16 protein-coding genes are annotated in these 16,852 nt (G+C 67.2%); 5 read left to right on the top strand and 11 right to left on the bottom strand.

What is annotated here, in order from left to right; genetic code table 11:
- Positions 1–11: 11 nt before the first annotated feature.
- Together QF036_RS21005 and QF036_RS21010 are read left to right on the top strand one after the other, a co-directional pair.
- Positions 12–767 (top strand): hypothetical protein, encoded by a 756-nt coding sequence (locus tag QF036_RS21005; protein ID WP_307104991.1) that lies wholly within the window; start codon positions 12–14, stop codon positions 765–767.
- A 205-nt stretch (positions 768–972) separates the two neighbouring features.
- Entirely contained in the window at positions 973–1,899 is a 927-nt protein-coding gene (locus QF036_RS21010; protein ID WP_307104993.1) for a hypothetical protein, read from the top strand.
- A gap of 92 nt (positions 1,900–1,991) precedes the next feature.
- Here QF036_RS21010 and QF036_RS21015 read toward each other — a convergent pair whose 3' ends face one another.
- Entirely contained in the window at positions 1,992–2,687 is a 696-nt protein-coding gene (locus QF036_RS21015) for a redox-sensing transcriptional repressor Rex (protein ID WP_307104995.1), read from the bottom strand.
- Positions 2,688–2,773: 86 nt separating this feature from the next.
- Positions 2,774–3,031, bottom strand: coding sequence for a glutaredoxin family protein (locus QF036_RS21020; RefSeq protein ID WP_307104997.1), 258 nt, complete (start codon positions 3,029–3,031; stop codon positions 2,774–2,776).
- An 83-nt stretch (positions 3,032–3,114) separates the two neighbouring features.
- Between QF036_RS21020 and QF036_RS21025 the strand changes: the two genes are divergently transcribed.
- Entirely contained in the window at positions 3,115–3,933 is an 819-nt protein-coding gene (locus QF036_RS21025; protein ID WP_307105000.1) for an HAD family hydrolase, read from the top strand.
- 156 nt (positions 3,934–4,089) lie between these two features.
- On the opposite strand, the gene QF036_RS21030 is transcribed toward QF036_RS21025, so the two are convergent.
- From QF036_RS21030 to QF036_RS21065, 8 genes are all read right to left on the bottom strand, one after another.
- Entirely contained in the window at positions 4,090–4,188 is a 99-nt protein-coding gene (locus QF036_RS21030) for a 30S ribosomal protein bS22 (protein ID WP_003792170.1), read from the bottom strand.
- Positions 4,189–4,409: 221 nt separating this feature from the next.
- Positions 4,410–4,622, bottom strand: coding sequence for a helix-turn-helix domain-containing protein (locus tag QF036_RS21035; RefSeq protein ID WP_003797758.1), 213 nt, complete (start codon positions 4,620–4,622; stop codon positions 4,410–4,412).
- 98 nt (positions 4,623–4,720) lie between these two features.
- Positions 4,721–5,857, bottom strand: coding sequence for a 3-deoxy-7-phosphoheptulonate synthase (locus QF036_RS21040; RefSeq protein WP_307105001.1), 1,137 nt, complete (start codon positions 5,855–5,857; stop codon positions 4,721–4,723).
- Between the two features lie 306 nt (positions 5,858–6,163).
- A complete protein-coding gene (locus tag QF036_RS21045) occupies positions 6,164–7,519 on the bottom strand; it encodes an MFS transporter (protein ID WP_307105003.1) in 1,356 nt (451 codons plus the stop codon).
- Between the two features lie 39 nt (positions 7,520–7,558).
- Positions 7,559–9,043: a rhamnulokinase gene (locus QF036_RS21050; protein WP_307105005.1), complete on the bottom strand. Its 1,485-nt coding sequence runs from the start codon at positions 9,041–9,043 to the stop codon at positions 7,559–7,561.
- Positions 9,040–11,094 (bottom strand): bifunctional aldolase/short-chain dehydrogenase, encoded by a 2,055-nt coding sequence (locus QF036_RS21055; RefSeq protein WP_307105007.1) that lies wholly within the window; start codon positions 11,092–11,094, stop codon positions 9,040–9,042. Before QF036_RS21055 ends, QF036_RS21050 begins: the two co-directional genes overlap by 4 nt.
- Before the next feature lie 10 nt (positions 11,095–11,104).
- Positions 11,105–12,271, bottom strand: a complete 1,167-nt coding sequence (gene rhaI, locus QF036_RS21060; protein WP_307105009.1) for an L-rhamnose isomerase — start codon at positions 12,269–12,271, stop codon at positions 11,105–11,107.
- A 45-nt stretch (positions 12,272–12,316) separates the two neighbouring features.
- Positions 12,317–12,682 (bottom strand): L-rhamnose mutarotase, encoded by a 366-nt coding sequence (locus QF036_RS21065; protein WP_307105011.1) that lies wholly within the window; start codon positions 12,680–12,682, stop codon positions 12,317–12,319.
- Positions 12,683–12,860: 178 nt separating this feature from the next.
- On the opposite strand from QF036_RS21065, the gene QF036_RS21070 reads away from it, so the two are divergent.
- Positions 12,861–13,886: a LacI family DNA-binding transcriptional regulator gene (locus tag QF036_RS21070; RefSeq protein ID WP_307105013.1), complete on the top strand. Its 1,026-nt coding sequence runs from the start codon at positions 12,861–12,863 to the stop codon at positions 13,884–13,886.
- A gap of 59 nt (positions 13,887–13,945) precedes the next feature.
- On the opposite strand, the gene QF036_RS21075 is transcribed toward QF036_RS21070, so the two are convergent.
- Positions 13,946–14,611 carry a rhamnogalacturonan acetylesterase gene (locus tag QF036_RS21075; protein WP_307105016.1) on the bottom strand — a complete coding sequence of 222 codons (666 nt, stop codon included), beginning with the start codon at positions 14,609–14,611 and terminating at the stop codon, positions 13,946–13,948.
- A 209-nt stretch (positions 14,612–14,820) separates the two neighbouring features.
- On the opposite strand from QF036_RS21075, the gene QF036_RS21080 reads away from it, so the two are divergent.
- Positions 14,821–16,851 (top strand): DUF6807 family protein, encoded by a 2,031-nt coding sequence (locus QF036_RS21080; protein ID WP_307105018.1) that lies wholly within the window; start codon positions 14,821–14,823, stop codon positions 16,849–16,851.
- Position 16,852: the final 1 nt, after the last annotated feature.

Genomic DNA, 16,852 nt, shown 5'->3' on the forward strand with positions numbered 1-16,852 from the left:
AAGTGAGTGCCATGAGCACCCCCAGCGATGAACCGGAGCCCCGTGATCCCGGGGCCGTGCCGCCGTCCGGCAGCGATGGTCCGACGCCGGAACCGCAGTTCCCCGGCCAGGAACCGGGACGTCCGACCCCGGGCCAGCCATCCCCGGGTGAGCCGGGCCAGCCGGGTCAGGCGGCCCAGCCGGGCCAGCCGTCCCCGAGCCAGCCGGGTCAGGCGGCCCAGCCGGGCAAGCCGACGCCGGGCCAACACTTCCCGGGCCAGCAGCCGCCCGCCGGCGGTGGCCGGTTCGCCTTCGAGCTGCCGGCGGACCGGCCACGGAACTTTGGCGAGATCATGCCGCGCGGGGGCTTCTCCGGCCTCTTCGACGTGACGGGGCTGCCCACAGAGCTCAAGGTGTCTTACTGGATCTGGGTGATCGGCGGCCTGCTGGGGCTGCTTGGCGGTGTGATCGGCCTCTTTGGTGCGCTGGTGCTCTTCGCGATCGTTCCCGGCGTGGCTGTCCTCGTGTTCCTGCTCGTCCTCGTGGCGTTGGCTGTGGCAGCGGCGGAAATTGTCCTGGCCCTGAAGCTAAAGGAAGCCAAAGAGTGGGCGCGACTGGCCCTGACCATCGTGGCCGGGGTGTCGCTGCTGCTGGCCATCATCAGCTCCAGTTTCCCAGCGGGCCAGGACGGGAACTGGCTGGGCTTCCTGGTCAGTATGGTCGCCACGGCGCTGATGTGGGTGCCCAACTCGCAGGCCTGGTTCGTTGCGGCACGCGGCCGCCTCTGATCCGCGCCCCGCGGGGCCACCGATTTTCGGGCCGAACAATGCCCTGCAGCGCAGCGTTTCCGCAGGTTAGCGCGTCTTTGGAATACCTCTCCGGAATGATCCACCGCACACCCGCTGAGGGGTACGGTGGGAAGTGAACCATGCTGGGGAGGGCAGGCGTCTGAACCGGTAGCCGATTCAGACGTCACTACACAAAGGACCGCTCATGAGCAATCCTCCAGTCCCGCACTCCAATGACCCCGGCTCCGACGAGCCGGACAACGGTCGTCAGCCAGACGGGCAGCCCCGCTACGGTCAGGACGCGCCCCAGCACGAGCAGGGCACTCCCCAGTTCGGGCAGAGCACCCCGCAGTACGGCCAGGGAACGCCACCCGCACCACAGTACGGCGAGAACGCGCCGCAGTTAGGGCAGAACGCACCGCAGTACGGACAGCCGCAGTACGGGCAGGGCGGGCAAGCCGGACAAGGCGCTCCGCAGTACGGCCAGAACCCGCCGCAATACGGGCAGGCCGGACAGGGCGGCGCACCACAATACGGGCAGTCGCAGTACGGGCAGAACCCGCCCCAGTACGGACAGTCTCAGTTTGGGCAGTCCCCTTACGGCCAGAGCCCTTATGGCCAGTCCCCTTACGGGCAGTACCCGTCCGAGCAGGCCCAGGCAGCAACCGGCGCCGGGGTTCCGCAGCTCGTGAACTATTCCTTCTGGCTGATCATCGCCGCGGGCGTGCTGTCGCTCCTGAACCTCCTGGTCACGATCCCCACCCTAGATGACCCGGCCATGCGGAGCACGTTCGAGGAGCAGCTGCGCGGTAGCGGCCAGGACATCGCGTTCGAGGACATCAAGGGCTTCATCATCGGAACTATGGTGGTCTTTGCCCTGATCGGCGCCGGCCTCTACGCGCTGGTGGCCTTCAACGTCCGAAAGGGCAAGAACTGGGCCCGCATCCTGGGCACCGTCTTTGCAGCGCTTTCCGTGTTCAGCCTCTTCCCGCTGGGCCTGAACACCCTGGTGGGCGTACTCGGCATCGCCGCGATCATCATGCTTTACCTGCCCGGAGCGGCACCGTACTTCCAGAAGCCGCAGCCGTTCGCCAACCCGTACTCGCAGCCAGGCGGCCCGTACGGGCGCTAGCTAAGCGAACGCTGCCGGCTGCGGGCAACCCGCCAGGCACCGCGAGCAACAAGCCGCTACCCCAACGGGCGCGGATTCCTGAAAGGCCGGAGCTACTCCGGCTGGCCGGGGGTCTGCGCCCGTTGCGCGTGGTACGCCAGGATCTGCAGCTCGGTGGCCATGTCCACCTTCCTCAGCGTCACGCCGTCGGGCACCTGGAGCATCACCGGCGCAAAGCTGAGGATGCTCCGCACGCCCGCGTTAACCACCCGGTCGCAGATGCTCTGTGCCACGGCGGCCGGCAGTGCCAGCACCACCATGTTGGTGCCGGTCCGTTCCAGGACCGTCTCCAGGTCCGCAACGTCGCTGACCCTTAGCCAGCCCACCTCGTTGCCCACCACCATCTGGTCGGCGTCGAAGATGGCAACCACATCAAAGCCCCTGGATTCGAAGCCGCCATAGCGGGCCAGCGCCTTGCCCAGGTTACCGGCACCGACGATCGCGACTTTCCAGTCATGTGTCAGGCCGAGTGCGGCGGCGATGTGGCGGCTCAGGTACTGCACCTCATAGCCCACGCCCCGGGTGCCATAGGAGCCCACATGGGACAGGTCCTTGCGGAGGGTTGATGAGCTGACTCCGGAAAGCTCAGCCAGTGATTCGGAGGAGACCCGCTCGGTGCCTTCGGCCAGCAGGGAGTTCAGGGCGCGCAAGTAGATCGTCAGCCGGGCCACGGCCGCCGGCGGGATCTGCTTTCCGGCAGCCCCGGCGGGCCCGGGCAGGGCCTGGGGTGGTGAATCGAGCGAAGTCACTGTCTGCTCCGTTGCGTCGCGTTGTGAGTCCACTCTAAATCCCCATCAGTTATGCCAACAAAGCCAATGCCATTGTTCGAAATTGGCTAATCCCCCGCCATGGCTCGGCGCAGGAGGCGCTCCAGGCGCGCCTCGTCGATCTTCCAGAAGTCACGCTGGATGCCGTCCACCAGCACCACCGGGATCTCCTCGGCGTAGCGGTCGCGCAGCTCGTCATCGGCGTCCAGCTGCCGCTCCGACCACGAAAGTCCCAGCCCGGCAGTCACCCGCCCGACGGCGTCGCGCGCCGCGGCGCACAGGTGGCAGTCAGCTTTGGTGAGGAGAACGACGTCGGGGTTTGCCATGCTTCAACCGTATCCCCGTTCCCGTCGCGGAGCGACGCGGCTGCCGTCAGGTGCGGCGTACTGCATTGACTAGACTCAGTGGCATGCCCGAGGAGAAGTACGTCGCTGTGGCCCACCGTCCGGTTGCGAAGCAGCAACACGGCGAGGCAGCCTTCTTCGACGTCGACAACACCCTCATGCGCGGCGCCAGCCTGTTCCACGTGGCCAGGAAAATGCACCAGCGCGGCGCCTTCACGCTTGCGCAGGCGGCGGGCATGGCATGGCAGCAGCTCAAGTTCGTGCTCCGGGGCGAGAACCTCAATGACGTCCACGCCGTCCGGGATTCCGCGCTGAGGCTCGCCGCCGGCATCACGGAGGAGGACATCAAGGCGCTGGGCGAAGAAGTCTATGACGAGATGATCGCCTCCCGGATCTGGCCCGGCGCGAAGGCCCTGGCCGAGCAGCACCTGCGCGTCGGCCGGAAGGTGTGGCTGGTCACCGCGACGCCGATCGAGGTGGCCACGGTGATTTCCACACGGTTGGGGCTCACCGGCGCCCTCGGCACGGTGGGCGAAACCAAGGACGGCTTCTACACGGGCAGGCTCGTCGGGGACATCCTGCACGGCGCCGCCAAAGCTGTGGCGGTCCAGGGCATCGCGGACAACCACGGACTGGACCTGAAGCGCTGCTGGGCCTACAGCGACTCCTACAACGACATCCCGCTGCTGACCATGGTGGGCCACCCCGTGGCGATCAATCCGGACGCCCGCCTGCGCAAGCACGCCCGCGAACGCAACTGGCCGGTCTACGACTTCCGGGCCGGACGCCGGGCAGCCACTCTGGGCCTTAAAGCAGCCACAGCAGGAGGCGCGGTCTACGGCCTCTGGCGGGGCTACACGCGCTTCCGCGGCCCCCGCGCCTGACGCTGATTTTCCCCTTCGACGCGCAAATTTCCTGACGCACCGCGAATTACCGGCGCGTCAGGCATTATGCGTGTCGCGGGGCGGTTTGTGTGTCGCGGGAACGCAAAAATGCCCGCACCCTCGAAAGGGGACGGGCATTGACGCGTAGAGCGAGCTCTACTTCTTGTTGCGGCGCTGGTGGCGGGTCTTACGAAGCAACTTGCGGTGCTTCTTCTTGGCCATACGCTTGCGACGCTTCTTAATAACTGAACCCACGAAAGTTCCTTACAAACTAGATGCAGTACCTGTCTGATGGAGAAGGTCCGTGGACTGAGCAACAGACTGACAACTGACAGATTCTTACAATGACGTAAAACGTTCCTTAACAGGGTACCGCTTATCTGGAGCACCCCCTGACCAGCACAGCCCCGCGGCGTGCAGCGGCCCCCAAGGCGGCTGCAGCAACCACGGGATCGGTGCGGTCAGTCGGGTCCCAGTTAGGCGGTGCCCGTATGACCGTCCACGACAGCACCCTTGAGGTACTGTTCGACGGCGGTCTCCGGGACGCGGTAGGAGCGGCCGAACCTGACGGCTGGCATCTCCCCCGAATGGACAAGGCGGTACACGGTCATTTTGGAGACACGCATAACCTCAGCCACCTCGGCCACGGTCAAGAACTTGGCGTTCGAGAAGTTCGACTCTGCGGACATTACCCATATTCCTTTGCTCTCAGCAACGACGCCGGTCTTTCTGCGGTGTGCGCCGATGCTGAGCCATCGAACAACCGTGTTCTAGTTACTCTAGATGCTCACGTGGCCATTGTGAAAGCCCGCCGTTTCCGCGACGACGCCGCCAACTGTTCGAGGACGGACGCCGTCACATCCCACTCCATGCAGGCATCTGTCACGCTCTGGCCGTAGACCAGGTCCGAGTGTCCGGCGGCGTGTTCGGCCACGTCGAGGTTCTGCGCGCCGCCCACCAGGAAGCTCTCCAGCATGACGCCGGCGATCGCTCCTGCGGCCGTTCCCGCGTCCTCGAGTTGCGCGCCGATCTCGAGCGCCACCTCGGCCTGGCGGTGGTGGCTCTTGCCGCTGTTGGCGTGGCTGGCGTCCACGATCAGCCGCGGGTTGAGGTTCTTGGCGGCGAGCTTGGCGGAGGCCGCCTCGACGTCGGCGGCGGAGTAGTTGGGGCCCTTCCGGCCGCCGCGGAGGATCACGTGGGTGTCGGGGTTGCCCGCGGTGGACACCAGCGCGGCCCGGCCGTCGCCGTCGATGCCGAGGAAGGCCTGGGCTGCGGCGGCGGCGCTGCAGGCGTCGACCGCCACCTGGAGGTCGCCGTCGGTTCCGTTCTTGAAGCCGATGGGCATGGAGAGGCCGGAGGCGAGCTGCCGGTGGATCTGGCTTTCCGTAGTCCGCGCGCCGATGGCTCCCCAGGAGACGAGGTCTGCCATGTACTGCGGGCTGATGGGTTCCAGGAACTCCGTGGCCGTGGGCAGGCCCAGCGAGGTGACCTGCTGCAGGAACTGGCGGGCGGCCCGAAGTCCCGTCGCGATGTCATGGCTGCCGTCAAGGTGCGGATCGTTGATGAGGCCCTTCCAGCCCACGGTGGTGCGCGGCTTCTCGAAGTAGGTCCGCATGACGATCAGCAGGTCTTCCTTGTGCTTCTCGGCCTGGCTGACCAGCCGGTGGGCGTATTCCAGGCCGGCCTTGGGGTCATGGATGGAGCACGGACCGACGATCACCAGCAGCCGGTCGTCCACGCCGTCCATGATGGCCCGGACTTCGTCGCGGCCGCGTTCGACGACATCGGCCGCCTTTGCGTCCAGCGGCAGTTCCGCGATCATCTCCTGCGGCGTGGGCAGGGCGGTGATCTCGCTGACCCTCAGGTTCGACGTCGACTGGCGTTTCGACGTCGACTGCTGGGTTTCGGTGGCTGTTGCGCTCATTTTCGGGGGTCCTGTTCCGGGTGGGAGCGGGCCCCTGATCAGAACCCGCCGTAGAAATGGCGAAGGGCAGAGAGTGATCTCTGCCCTGTTGGCTCTGAAGGAAAGTTGGATGCGTGTCAGTTAGACGCGGGCCCCTCCAGAGCCAACGAAAAATACGCATACCAACGGTTAGTCATGGGAACGACCATAAGCCCGCGCTGATGGATCGCCAAATCGGCGCACGTCACATTCGGACTTCGCGGCAGCCAGAGGCCCTGCCTATCCGGCAGTTGCTGGGGTAGGCAGGGCCTCAGGATCGGGCCACGGTTATGCCGTGGTTTGCTCCACCGGCTGCTTGGCAGGCTCGCCGTAGCGTTCCTGCTCGATCTGCTCCAGACTCTTGCCCTGGGTATCAGGTGCCCAGATAACCCCGATGAGCATGGCTGCCACCAAAGCCCCAATCATGATGGCTCCGACAAAGGGCACGCCGCGCTCGGCCAGCAGCGTCGGGAACCAGTAGCTCAGCAGGCCGACCACGATGCGGGCCACGAAGAAGAGCACACCCTGTGCGCTGGCCCTGTAGCGGGTGGCGAACATTTCGGCTGCCCACAGGGCGTAGAAGGCCTGGGCACCAATGCCGGCCGAAATGCCCCAGAGTGCCGCGAAGAGGATCAATACCGGCATCGTGACGTGGACAAAGACCAGCAGGACCCAGGCGGCAAGGCCCAGCACGGCGCCGATCCCGTACAGCAGGCGGCGGTCAATGCGGTCCCCGTACTTCATGAAGCCGAAGTAGGTCGCCAGGACGGTAAGCGTCCAGAGCAGCACCTGGAGCAGGTTCTGCTCGGCGGACGATTCAACCCCGGATGACTCGTAGACCCGCGGCATGAAGATGCCCATTTGCCCGGCAACCAGGTTCCAGAGTGCGTAGACGCCCACGAGGAACAGGAGGGCCTTCAGGTTGGTGGCGTTGGTCAGCAACTCGCGGTAGTTGCGGCGCTTGACGCCGGATGCCTCCTCCAGCAGCCGCGCTTCGTTCGACTTCTTCCAGGTGTGGGACTCGGAAAGCCGGCGGCGGATCCACCAGGTGATGAAAGCAATGACGAACAGGTGCGCGAAGACCAGACGGCTGCCCAGCAGCCCCAGCGGAACCACGACGGCGGCAAGGAGGAAGACCAGTGCCGGTGCGAGCGACCACGCAAACTGGGCGGTGCCCACGTGCCGTGCCCGCTGTTCAGAGGGTGCCTCCTCCGCGATGTAGGTCCACGCGACTGGCACGCCTGCTCCCACCGCGATCCCGGTGAGGATCACGCCAACTATGAGCATCCAGGGGGTCACGGCAAAAATCACCAGGGCTGTGCCGATCATGTACAGGATGAGGTCGTAGGTGTAGATGAACTTGCGGCCGTAGCGGTCGCCCAGTGGTCCGCCGATCATCGCGCCGACGGCGGCACCGAAGGCGTTGGCGCTGAGGGCGGCGATCAGCCCGACAACCAGGTTGCTGAAGCCGAAATACTCCTGCCACAGCGTCAGGCTCGTCGCCAGGGCGATGAGGATCCCGCTTCGATGTAGTTGGACATGGACACAGCGACAGTGGCTTTCCAGCCGCCGATCTGTGGGGTGTTGGTCATTCTGAATCTTTCTCTGGCGACGCCGTTGGCGCCGGGCAGCCACGTTCGGCATGCCTAGTTTTGATACGTTTCAAGAAACGGTGCAGGGTGTTTAGTTCCTGGCCGCGTTGGAGATGAGGTCGAGGGGCTCGTAGCGGTGCAGGCTCGTTCCTGCTACCACGATCCTGCGAAGTTCCGGCAAACCGCCGGTGGCCACACCTGCGGCGCGGGCCTGGACCAGCACGTTGCCAAGGGCCGTGGCCTCGACCGGGCCGGCGATGACGGGCTTGCCGGTGGCCTGTGCCGTGAGCTGGCACAGCAGCCCGTTCTGCGAGCCGCCGCCGACAATGTGCACCACGCCCACGGCAACACCGGCGAGGCGTTCGGCGTCGGCGATGGTGCGCGCATACCCGGCGGCGAGGCTGTCCAGGATGCAGCGGACGACCGCTGCCGGCTCGGCCGGAAGGACGGCGCCGGTGTTGCGGGCTGCTGCGCGGATCCGGTCGGGCATGTTGTCCGGGGCGATGAACGCCGGATCGTCGGGGTTGATCCTCGGCCCGCCGGGCGGGAGCCCCGCGGCTGCGTCGAGGAGTTCCCCGATCGCCGGCCGGTAGCCTTCGTCGGCCCAGGTGCGCTGGCATTCGCTGAGCAGCCAGAGGCCGCCGACGTTGCGCAGGTACCGGGTGGTGCCGTCCACACCGCGCTCGTTGGTGAAGTTCGCCGCGCGGCTGGCTTCGGTGAGCACCGGGTGGTGCAGTTCCAGCCCCACGAGGGACCAGGTGCCGGAGGATATGTAGGCGAAATTCTTCTGCTCCGCGGGAACGGCGGCGACGGCGGACGCGGTGTCGTGCGAGCCTACGGCCACCACCTTGGTGTCCTGGGGCAGCGCGGTCTGCTGGGCGATTCCGGGCAGCAGGGTTCCCAGGGTTTCGCCGGGCTGGATCAGCGGCGGGAACAGGTCCCTGGGCAGGCCCAGGGGTCCGAACAGCTCGCTGGCCCACTCCCCCGCGACGGCGTCGAACAGCCCGGTGGTGGAGGCGTTGGTGGCCTCGGTGCGGCGCTGCCCGGTGAGCAGGAACGCGATGAGGTCCGGGATCAGCAGGGCCTGCAGCCCGTCCAGATCCGGTTCTGCGGCGAGCTGGTAGAGCGTGTTGAACTGCAGGAACTGCAGCCCCGTAGTGGCGTAGAGCCGTGCCGGATCCAGCCTCCCGTGCACCCGGGCGACGGCGGCGCGGCTGCGTTCGTCCCGGTAGCTGTACGGCTGCGCGGTGAGTTCGCCGTCCTTGGTGACCAGACCGTAGTCCACCGCCCAGGTGTCGATGCCGATGCTGGTGATCGTTTCCCCCCGCTCGGCTGCCGCCTTGCCGGCGGCAGCGAGGCCGGTGAGCACCTCGGCGAAGAGGGCGTCGAAGCCCCAGCGGAGGCCGCCGTCGGACTGCACCACGGCGTTGGGGAAACGGTGCACGACGTCGAGCGTGGCCCGCGCGGGACCGCCGTCGGTGCTGATCCGCCCCAGGATGACGCGCCCCGAGGAGGCGCCGATGTCGACGGCGGCGAACACGCCGCCGTCGACACCGGTAACTGCCGCCGTGCTCACCGCAGGAATGCTGCCGCGACGCCGGCGTCGACCGGAATGTGCAGGCCGGTGGTGTGCGAGAGTTCGTTGCTGGTGAGCACGGCCGCGGCGTTGGCGACGTGCTCCGGCAGGACCTCGCGCTTGAGCAGGGTGCGCTGGGCGTAGTACTCGCCCAGCTTCTCCTCGTCCACGCCGTAGACGGCGGCGCGCTTGGCGCCCCAGCCGCCGGCGAAGATGCCGGAGCCGCGGACCACGCCGTCGGGGTTGATGCCGTTGACGCGGATGCCGTATTCGCCCAGTTCCGCCGCGAGCAGGCGGACCTGGTGGGCCTGGTCGGCCTTGGTGGCGGAGTAGGCGATGTTGTTCGGGCCGGCGAACACGGAGTTCTTGGAGGAGATGTAGATGATGTCCCCGCCCAGGCCCTGCTCGATCATGACCTTCGCGGCGGCCTTGGCCACCAGGAAGGAACCCTTGGCCATGACGTTGTGCTGCAGGTCCCAGTCCTTCTCGGTGGTTTCCAGCAGCGGCTTGGAGATGGACAGGCCGGCGTTGTTGACCACCAGGTCCACGCCGCCGAAGGCCAGCACCGCCTCATCGATGGCCGCAGCGACCTGGGCCTCGTTGGTGACGTCCGCCTGGACGCCGACGGCGACGTCCGGGCCGCCGAGTTCGGCGGCGACGGCCTGGGCGTTTTCCAGGTTCAGGTCCGCGATGACCACGCAGGCGCCCTCCGCGGCGAGGCGGGTGGCGATGGCCTTGCCGATGCCGGAGGCCGCACCGGTGACCAGGGCGATGCGGGTGGCGTGGGACTTGGGCTTGGGCATCCGGGCCAGCTTGGCTTCCTCCAGGGCCCAGTACTCGATCCGGAACTTCTCGGCCTCATCGATCGGGGCGTAGGTGGAGATCGCCTCGGCGCCGCGCATCACGTTGATCGCGTTCAGGTAGAACTCCCCGGCCACGCGGGCAGTCTGCTTGTTGGCACCGTAGGAGAACATGCCGACGCCGGGAACCAGGACGATGGCCGGGTCGGCACCGCGCAGGGCCGGGCTGTCCTGGTCGGCGTGGCGGTCGTAGTAGGCCTGGTAGTCCTCGCGGTATTCGGCGTGGAGTTCCTTCAGCCGGGCCACGGAGTCCTCGATGGAGGCGTCCGCGGGCAGATCCAGGATGAGCGGCTTGACCTTGGTGCGCAGGAAGTGGTCCGGGCAGGACGTGCCCAGCGCGCCCAGGCGGGGGTGTTCTGCGGCCTCGAGGAACTCCAGCACGGCGGGGTCATCGCTGAAGTGCCCCACCTGCGGCTTGTCCGCCGAGGCCAGGCCGCGGATCACCGGTGCCAGCGCGGCGGCCTTCGCTTTGCGTTCGGCCTCCGGGAGCGGGCCGTAGCCCGGCAGCTTGCCGCCGAACGGTTCGGCCTTGCCGTTCTGGGCGATGTACTTCTCGGCCTCGGCGATGATCCAGAGCGAGTTGGCTTCGGCTTCCTCGCTGGTGGCGCCCCAGGCGGTGATGCCGTGCCCGCCCAGGATGGTGCCGATGGCCTGCGGGTTGGCGTCCTTGATCGCGGCGATGTCCAGGCCCAGCTGGAAGCCCGGCCGGCGCCAGGGCACCCAGACCACCTTGTCGCCGAAGATCTTGGCGGTGAGCGCCTCACCATCGGCAGCGGTGGCGATCGCAATGCCCGAGTCGGGGTGCAGGTGATCCACGTGTGCCGCGTCCACGAGGCCGTGCATGGCGGTGTCGATGGAGGAGGCGGCGCCGCCCTTACCGTGCAGGCAGTAATCGAACGCCGCGACCATCTCGTCCTCGCGCTCCACGCCCGGGTAAACGTTCCTCAGCGCCTGCAGCCGGTCCAGGCGGAGGACCGCTAGGTTCTGGGCCTTCAGCGTGCCCAGGTCCCCGCCCGAGCCCTTCACCCAGAGGAGCTGGACGTCCTCGCCCGTGACCGGGTCCTTCTCAAAGCCCTTCGCGGAGGTGTTGCCGCCGGCAAAATTCGTGTTCCGCTTATCCGCGCCCAGACGGTTGGACCGGGAAATCAGGTCTTCAACAGTCTTATTGCCTGTGGCTTCAATGTTTTCCATAGTCATTGCTTTATGCGCCCCATCCGGCTTGCTGGCCGCCCACGCGGTCCTCGTTGATTTTCTTCTGGTAGCCGCTGGCCTTGTAGGCGGCCACCGGGTCCGCGGGCAGCCCGCGGGATTCACGCCATTCGGCCAGGACCGGCCGGACGTCGGTGTAGAAGGCGTCGTTGAACACGGCATTCGCAGCCAGGACATCGCCGGCGCGCTGGGCTTCGGTCAACGCCTCGGTGTCGATGAGCAGCGCACGGGCGGTCATCTCCTGCACGTTCAGCACCGAGCGGATCTGGCCCGGGATCTTCTCCTCCAGGTTGTGGCACTGGTCCAGCATCAACGCCACCCCGGAGTCCTTGCCGAAGCCGCCGCCGCGGATCACCTCATGCATGATGCGGAACAGCTGGAAGGGATCCGCCGCGCCCACGATCAGGTCATCATCAGCGTAGAAGCGCGAGTTGAAGTCGAAGGAGCCCAGCTTGCCCAGGCGCAGCAGCTGCATCACGATGAACTCGATGTTGGTGCCGGGGGCATGATGGCCAGTGTCCAGGCAGACAAAGGCCTTCTCGCCCAGCGCCAGGGTCTGCGCGTACGAGGTGCCCCAGTCCGGAACGTCCGTGTGGTAGAAAGCCGGCTCGAAGAACTTGTACTCCAGCACCAGGCGGTGGTCCTCGCCCAGGCGGGCGTAGATCTCCTGCAGGGATTCGGCCAGCCGGTCCTGGCGGCCGCGCATGTCATCCTGGCCCGGGTAGTTCGTGCCGTCCGCGAGCCAGATCTTCAGGTCCTTCGACCCGGCGGCGTGCATGATGTCGATGCACTCGAAGTGGTGGTCGATCGCGCGGCGCCGGACGGCGTCGTCCGATGACGTCAGCGAGCCGAACTTGTACTCGTCATCCTGGAAAGTGTTCGAGTTGATCGTTCCCAGCCCCACACCCAGGCCGGCCGCGTACTCCTTCAGGGCCGCATAATCGTCCACCTTGTCCCACGGGATGTGCAGCGCCACGGTGGGCGCCAGGCCGGTGAGCTCATGGACCTTGGCGGCATCCGCCAGTTTCTCCTGGACGGTGCGCGGGGTACCGGGGGTGCCGAACACCTTGAACCTGGTGCCCGAGTTGCCGTAGGCCCATGACGGAACCTCAATCGCAAGCTCCGAAAGCCGGCCCAGTGCCGATGCTGTGTTGTTCATGATCTTTCTTTCGTCAGTGTTTGGCAGTGTCAGTACGTGGGAAATCTAGAGTTCGGCGGCGGCGTCAGCGTTGCCGCCGGCGGCCGCGGCCAGCTGCCCGTCGAGATTGAACACCTCGTCGAGGACCCGGAAGCCCTCGTCGGGCGGAACATCGCTGCCCCGGAAGAGCGTGGCCATTTCGGCCTGCCAGCGGGCGTTGACGTCCGTGAGTGCCATCCGGGCCCGCACGGCGTCAAAGTCGTCGCATTCGAGGTACCCGATCAGCAGCCCGTCGTCGTCCAGGAACAGCGAGTAGTTGTTCCAGCCCGCGTCCTTGAGCGCGGTCAGCATCTCCGGCCAGACAGCAGCGTGGCGTCGGCGGTACTCCTCCAGCAGCTCCGGCTGGACGGAGGATCGGAAGCAAACCCTCATGTTGTACTCCTGGGGACGTTTCGGTTGCGGCGGAAGAAGCGGAAACCAATTCGCTCGGCTTTGAATATTCTCCGCCTTTGAATCGTTTCATTGGTACGATTCAAAGTACTCTGGGTTGAAGAAGGGTGTCAAGCGTTTTCACCCGGACAGCCAAATCGATCTTCGGAGGATCAGCAGAATGTCGCGGGCAGCCAGCATCAAGGACGTCGCCAACCACGCGCAGGTTGCGGTGGGAACGGTCTCCAACGTCCTTAACAATCCCGACCGCGTCTCCAAACGCACCAAGGACAGGGTGCTGCAGGCGATCGACGAGCTCGGCTTCGTCCGCAACGATGCCGCCCGGCAGCTTCGCGCAGGGCACAGCCGGACCATCGGCGTCGTGGTCCTGGACGTCGGCAACCCGTTCTTCACCTCGCTGGTCCGGGCCGCCGAGGACGCTGCGGCCGTGAACGGCAGCGCCGTGCTGCTGGGCGACAGCGGCCACGACGCGAACCGGGAATCGCACTACATCGACCTCTTCCAGGAGCAGCGCGTCCAGGGCCTGCTGATCTCCCCGGTGGGGGACGTGGCCGACAGGCTGGAAGCCCTGCGGCAGCGCGGCGTTCCCACGGTCCTGGTGGACCGGCTGGCTGACGAGGACCGCTTCAGTTCGGTGTCTGTGGATGACGACGCCGGCGGCTACCTTGCCGCCCGGCACCTCCTCGATCTCGGGCGCAGGAAGCTGGCCTTCGTGGGCGGGCCGCTGTCCATCCGCCAGGTTTCCGACCGCCTCCTCGGCGCCCGCCGCGCCGTGGCCGAGGTGGACGGCGCAGCGCTGGAGGTGCTCGACTCCGACGGCCAGTCCGTGCTCGCCGGACGCGGCGTGGGCAACAGCCTCGTGGAACGGGGCACCGGGAACATGCCGGACGGCATCTTCTGCGCCAACGACCTGCTGGCGCTCGGGGTGATGCAGTCGCTGACCATGATGAACGGCGTGCGCATTCCTGATGACGTGGCCCTGATTGGCTACGACGACATCGACTTCGCCGTGTCCGCCGTCGTGCCACTCTCCTCCATCCGACAGCCGACCGAGGCAATCGGCAGGACGGCCATTGAACTCCTGACGGAGGAACTGGACGGGCAGCACGCGCGGCACCGCGCCGTCGTCTTCACCCCCGAGCTGGTGGTCCGGCAAAGCACCGCAGGGGCTGAAGCACCCCACTGACCGGTGCCCACTGGCGGGAGGCGTCCGACCGACGGCCCCACCCGGAAAAGGGCGCCCGTTCAGAGGACCCCCAGCAGGTCCGGTTCCGGCCGGAAGCCCAGCACTTCGAGGCGGGTGGCCACGAACGCGGCGATCCGGCGTGCTCCGCGCTCGTGGAAGTGGGTGTCATCCAGCAGGCCGCCTGCCCAGTGCGCGTGCTCACCGGGGCCGAAGTGGAAGAACAGGTCCTTGGACCCCTCCTCGCCAAGCTCGGCATACAGGGCCCGGGTCCAGGAGTTGAGGTCCACCACGTCGAGGCCGAGCTCGGCGCCCAGGTCCCGGACCACTGCGGGGTACTCCCCCAGCGTCTCCTCCAGGATGCCGTTGCGGAAGTACCGCCTTTCCACCGAGGTGCAGAGGACGGGGGTGGCACCCTTCGCCCTGACATCAGCCACCATCCGGCGGAGGTTGTCCGCATAACCGCCCCGGGCGGCCAGGTGCGCGCGCTTCTGGTCGTTGTGGCCGAACTGAATGAGCACCACGTCCCCGCTGACCGCCTGGTGCAGAAGTTCGTACCACAGCCCCTCTTCCCGGAAGGACTCGGTGGTTGCCCCGCCCTTGGCGAAGTTGTGGACGGCACCCCACGAGTAGACCTCGGGCGCAAGGTGGGCGCCCCAGCCGCTCATCGGGTACTCGTAGGTGGGACAGGTGGCCACGGTCGAATCTCCGGCCAGCAAAATCTTCATTGTCTTCCTTCCGCATTTGTTCCTGTTGATGATCGGGCGCCGGCACCGTGAGGGTCAAGCATTTTTTGAAACGTTACATACCAGCGGGCAAGGGAGTACACTGGGCAGCAGACGAAAACGGGAAAGCGCTTGCTGCTTTGAATGCACATGCTACCCGGCAACGGTAGACGATGGCGTCGCGCAGCACCGCAGCGCCGGACAGGAGCACCATGGATACGGCGCTGACGCAGCCCAACCAACCAACCCCGCACCGCCGCGACACCCCCGCCCGGATCGCCCTGATCGGCGTCCACGGCTTCGGCGCCCACCACCTGAAGAACCTGGACCGGCTGACCCGGGCCGGCGCAGTGGAGCTCGTGGCCGTGGCGGACCCGAATCCGCCGTCCCCGGGCGCGTTGCCGGATTCGACGGCGGTCCATCCCGATCTGCAGTCCCTCCTGGCCGGCAACCACTGCCCCGACGTGGTCATCGTGGCCACCCCCATCCAGACCCATGCGCCGCTGGCACTGGCCACCCTGGCCTCCGGCGCAGACCTCTACCTGGAGAAACCTCCGGTGGCATCGCTGGCCGACTTCCGGCAGCTGCAGAAGGCCGCGGAAGCATCCGGCCGCAGCGTGCAGATCGGGTTCCAGAGCCTCGGATCGCAGGCACTGGCGGCCATCGACAAGCTCCTCCAGGACGGCACCATCGGGACCCTGCAGGGAATCGGCGCCACCGGGCGCTGGGTGCGGGACCGGGCCTACTACAAGCGCTCCCGGTGGGCCGGCAAGCGGAGCCTGGACGGTGTGGACGTGGTCGACGGCGTGGCCACCAATCCCCTGGCACACGCCATCGCCACAGCACTGCGGATCGCGGGCGCCCGCACTGTGGAGGACGTGGCTTCCGTTGAAACAGACCTCTACCGCGCGAACGACATCGAGGCCGATGACACGTCCGTCATCAGGATCCGGACCGCCGCCGGGCTGCCAATTACCTGCGCCCTGACGCTCTGCGCGTCGGAGCCCGTGGAGCCGTACATCACCCTGCAGGGCTCCGAGGGAACGGCCGTTTTCCACTACACGGAGGACCGGCTGCACATCAGCGACGCGGACGGGGAGCACTCGCAGGAGTTCGGCCGCGACGACCTGACGGAAAACCTGCTGGCGCACCTGGCCAGAGGTACGGAACTCACCAGCGCCCTCGATGACTCGGGCGCGTTCATGCTGGTGCTCGAGGCGGTCCGCACGGCCGAACCGCCGGCGCCGGTCAGCCCCGCCCACCTGCTCTGGGAGGGCGACGGCGACGCGGCCCATGCTGTGATACCCGGCATTGAGGACGCCCTGGAGCGGGCCGTCAGCGCGCACGCCACCTTCAGGGAGCTGGCCCTGCCGTGGGCGCGCCCCGCGGATCCCGCCGAGGCCGGGACCCTGTTCAACGCTGGCGGCAGGCCGCTGGCAGTCCTGCGCACGGGCGCCGGACTCAACGCGGCGTTGTCACCGCGCCCCTACCTGCACCCCGTCACCACCTCCGGCGGAACGGTGGTGACGGACCACGTGCCCGCCGACCACCCGTGGCACCTGGGTGCCGGCTTCGCGCTCCAGGACGTCAACGGCACCAACTTCTGGGGCGGCAAGACGTACACGCGCGACGCCGGCGCCTACATATCTCGGCAGGACCACGGCAGGATCGAACTGCTCCCCGCCATTCCGGATGAACCGGACACCCGGCAGCTCCGTTGGCTCGGAACGGACGGACAGCCCCTGCTGACCGAACAGCGGACCCTCAGCCACGAGGTCCTGGGCGAGCGCGTGTGGCGCCTGGACCTGGAAACCGAGCTGACCGCCGTCGTCGACGTTTCGCTGGGGAGCCCGGGCTCGAACGGCGCCGCGGGCAGCGGCTACGGCGGCTTCTTCTGGCGCCTTCCGGCGTGCAGCGGCGCCCGCATCTTCACGTCCGATGCCGAGGGGGAACCGGCTGTCCACGGTGCCGTTGCGCCGTGGCTGGCGTGGACCGCCTCCTTCGGCGAAGTCCCCGGCATCCGGTCGGGGCAGCCGGCGACGCTCGTGTTCAAAGCGCCGGCCGAGGCCGCCGATCCGTGGTTTGTCCGCTGCTCCGGCTACCCCGGCGTCGGGTCGGCCCTGGCCTGGGACAGGCCGGTGGCGCTGGCAGCCGGGGAATCGCTCCGGCGGAGCCTGAGCGTGTGGGTGTGCGACGGCGAACTGTCGCCGGCCGCCGTCGAGTCCCTGGTGAGTCAGCGCTAGA

Origin of the sequence: Arthrobacter globiformis, assembly GCF_030817195.1 — a bacterium.
In the GTDB taxonomy this organism is placed as follows: Bacteria; Actinomycetota; Actinomycetes; order Actinomycetales; family Micrococcaceae; genus Arthrobacter; species Arthrobacter globiformis_D.

What these genes read in the sequence shown, in the direction of transcription:
- QF036_RS21020 (WP_307104997.1), bottom strand. Translation starts at nt 3,031, where the DNA reads ATGGCAAACCCCGACGTCGTTCTCCTCACCAAAGCTGACTGCCACCTG.
- QF036_RS21045 (WP_307105003.1), bottom strand. Translation starts at nt 7,519, where the DNA reads ATGCCGAACGTGGCTGCCCGGCGCCAACGGCGTCGCCAGAGAAAGATT.
- QF036_RS21025 (WP_307105000.1), top strand. Translation starts at nt 3,115, where the DNA reads ATGCCCGAGGAGAAGTACGTCGCTGTGGCCCACCGTCCGGTTGCGAAG.
- QF036_RS21075 (WP_307105016.1), bottom strand. Translation starts at nt 14,611, where the DNA reads ATGAAGATTTTGCTGGCCGGAGATTCGACCGTGGCCACCTGTCCCACC.
- QF036_RS21035 (WP_003797758.1), bottom strand. Translation starts at nt 4,622, where the DNA reads ATGTCCGCAGAGTCGAACTTCTCGAACGCCAAGTTCTTGACCGTGGCC.
- QF036_RS21055 (WP_307105007.1), bottom strand. Translation starts at nt 11,094, where the DNA reads ATGGAAAACATTGAAGCCACAGGCAATAAGACTGTTGAAGACCTGATT.
- rhaI (WP_307105009.1), bottom strand. Translation starts at nt 12,271, where the DNA reads ATGAACAACACAGCATCGGCACTGGGCCGGCTTTCGGAGCTTGCGATT.
- QF036_RS21070 (WP_307105013.1), top strand. Translation starts at nt 12,861, where the DNA reads ATGTCGCGGGCAGCCAGCATCAAGGACGTCGCCAACCACGCGCAGGTT.
- QF036_RS21010 (WP_307104993.1), top strand. Translation starts at nt 973, where the DNA reads ATGAGCAATCCTCCAGTCCCGCACTCCAATGACCCCGGCTCCGACGAG.
- QF036_RS21065 (WP_307105011.1), bottom strand. Translation starts at nt 12,682, where the DNA reads ATGAGGGTTTGCTTCCGATCCTCCGTCCAGCCGGAGCTGCTGGAGGAG.
- QF036_RS21080 (WP_307105018.1), top strand. Translation starts at nt 14,821, where the DNA reads ATGGATACGGCGCTGACGCAGCCCAACCAACCAACCCCGCACCGCCGC.
- QF036_RS21005 (WP_307104991.1), top strand. Translation starts at nt 12, where the DNA reads ATGAGCACCCCCAGCGATGAACCGGAGCCCCGTGATCCCGGGGCCGTG.
- QF036_RS21040 (WP_307105001.1), bottom strand. Translation starts at nt 5,857, where the DNA reads ATGAGCGCAACAGCCACCGAAACCCAGCAGTCGACGTCGAAACGCCAG.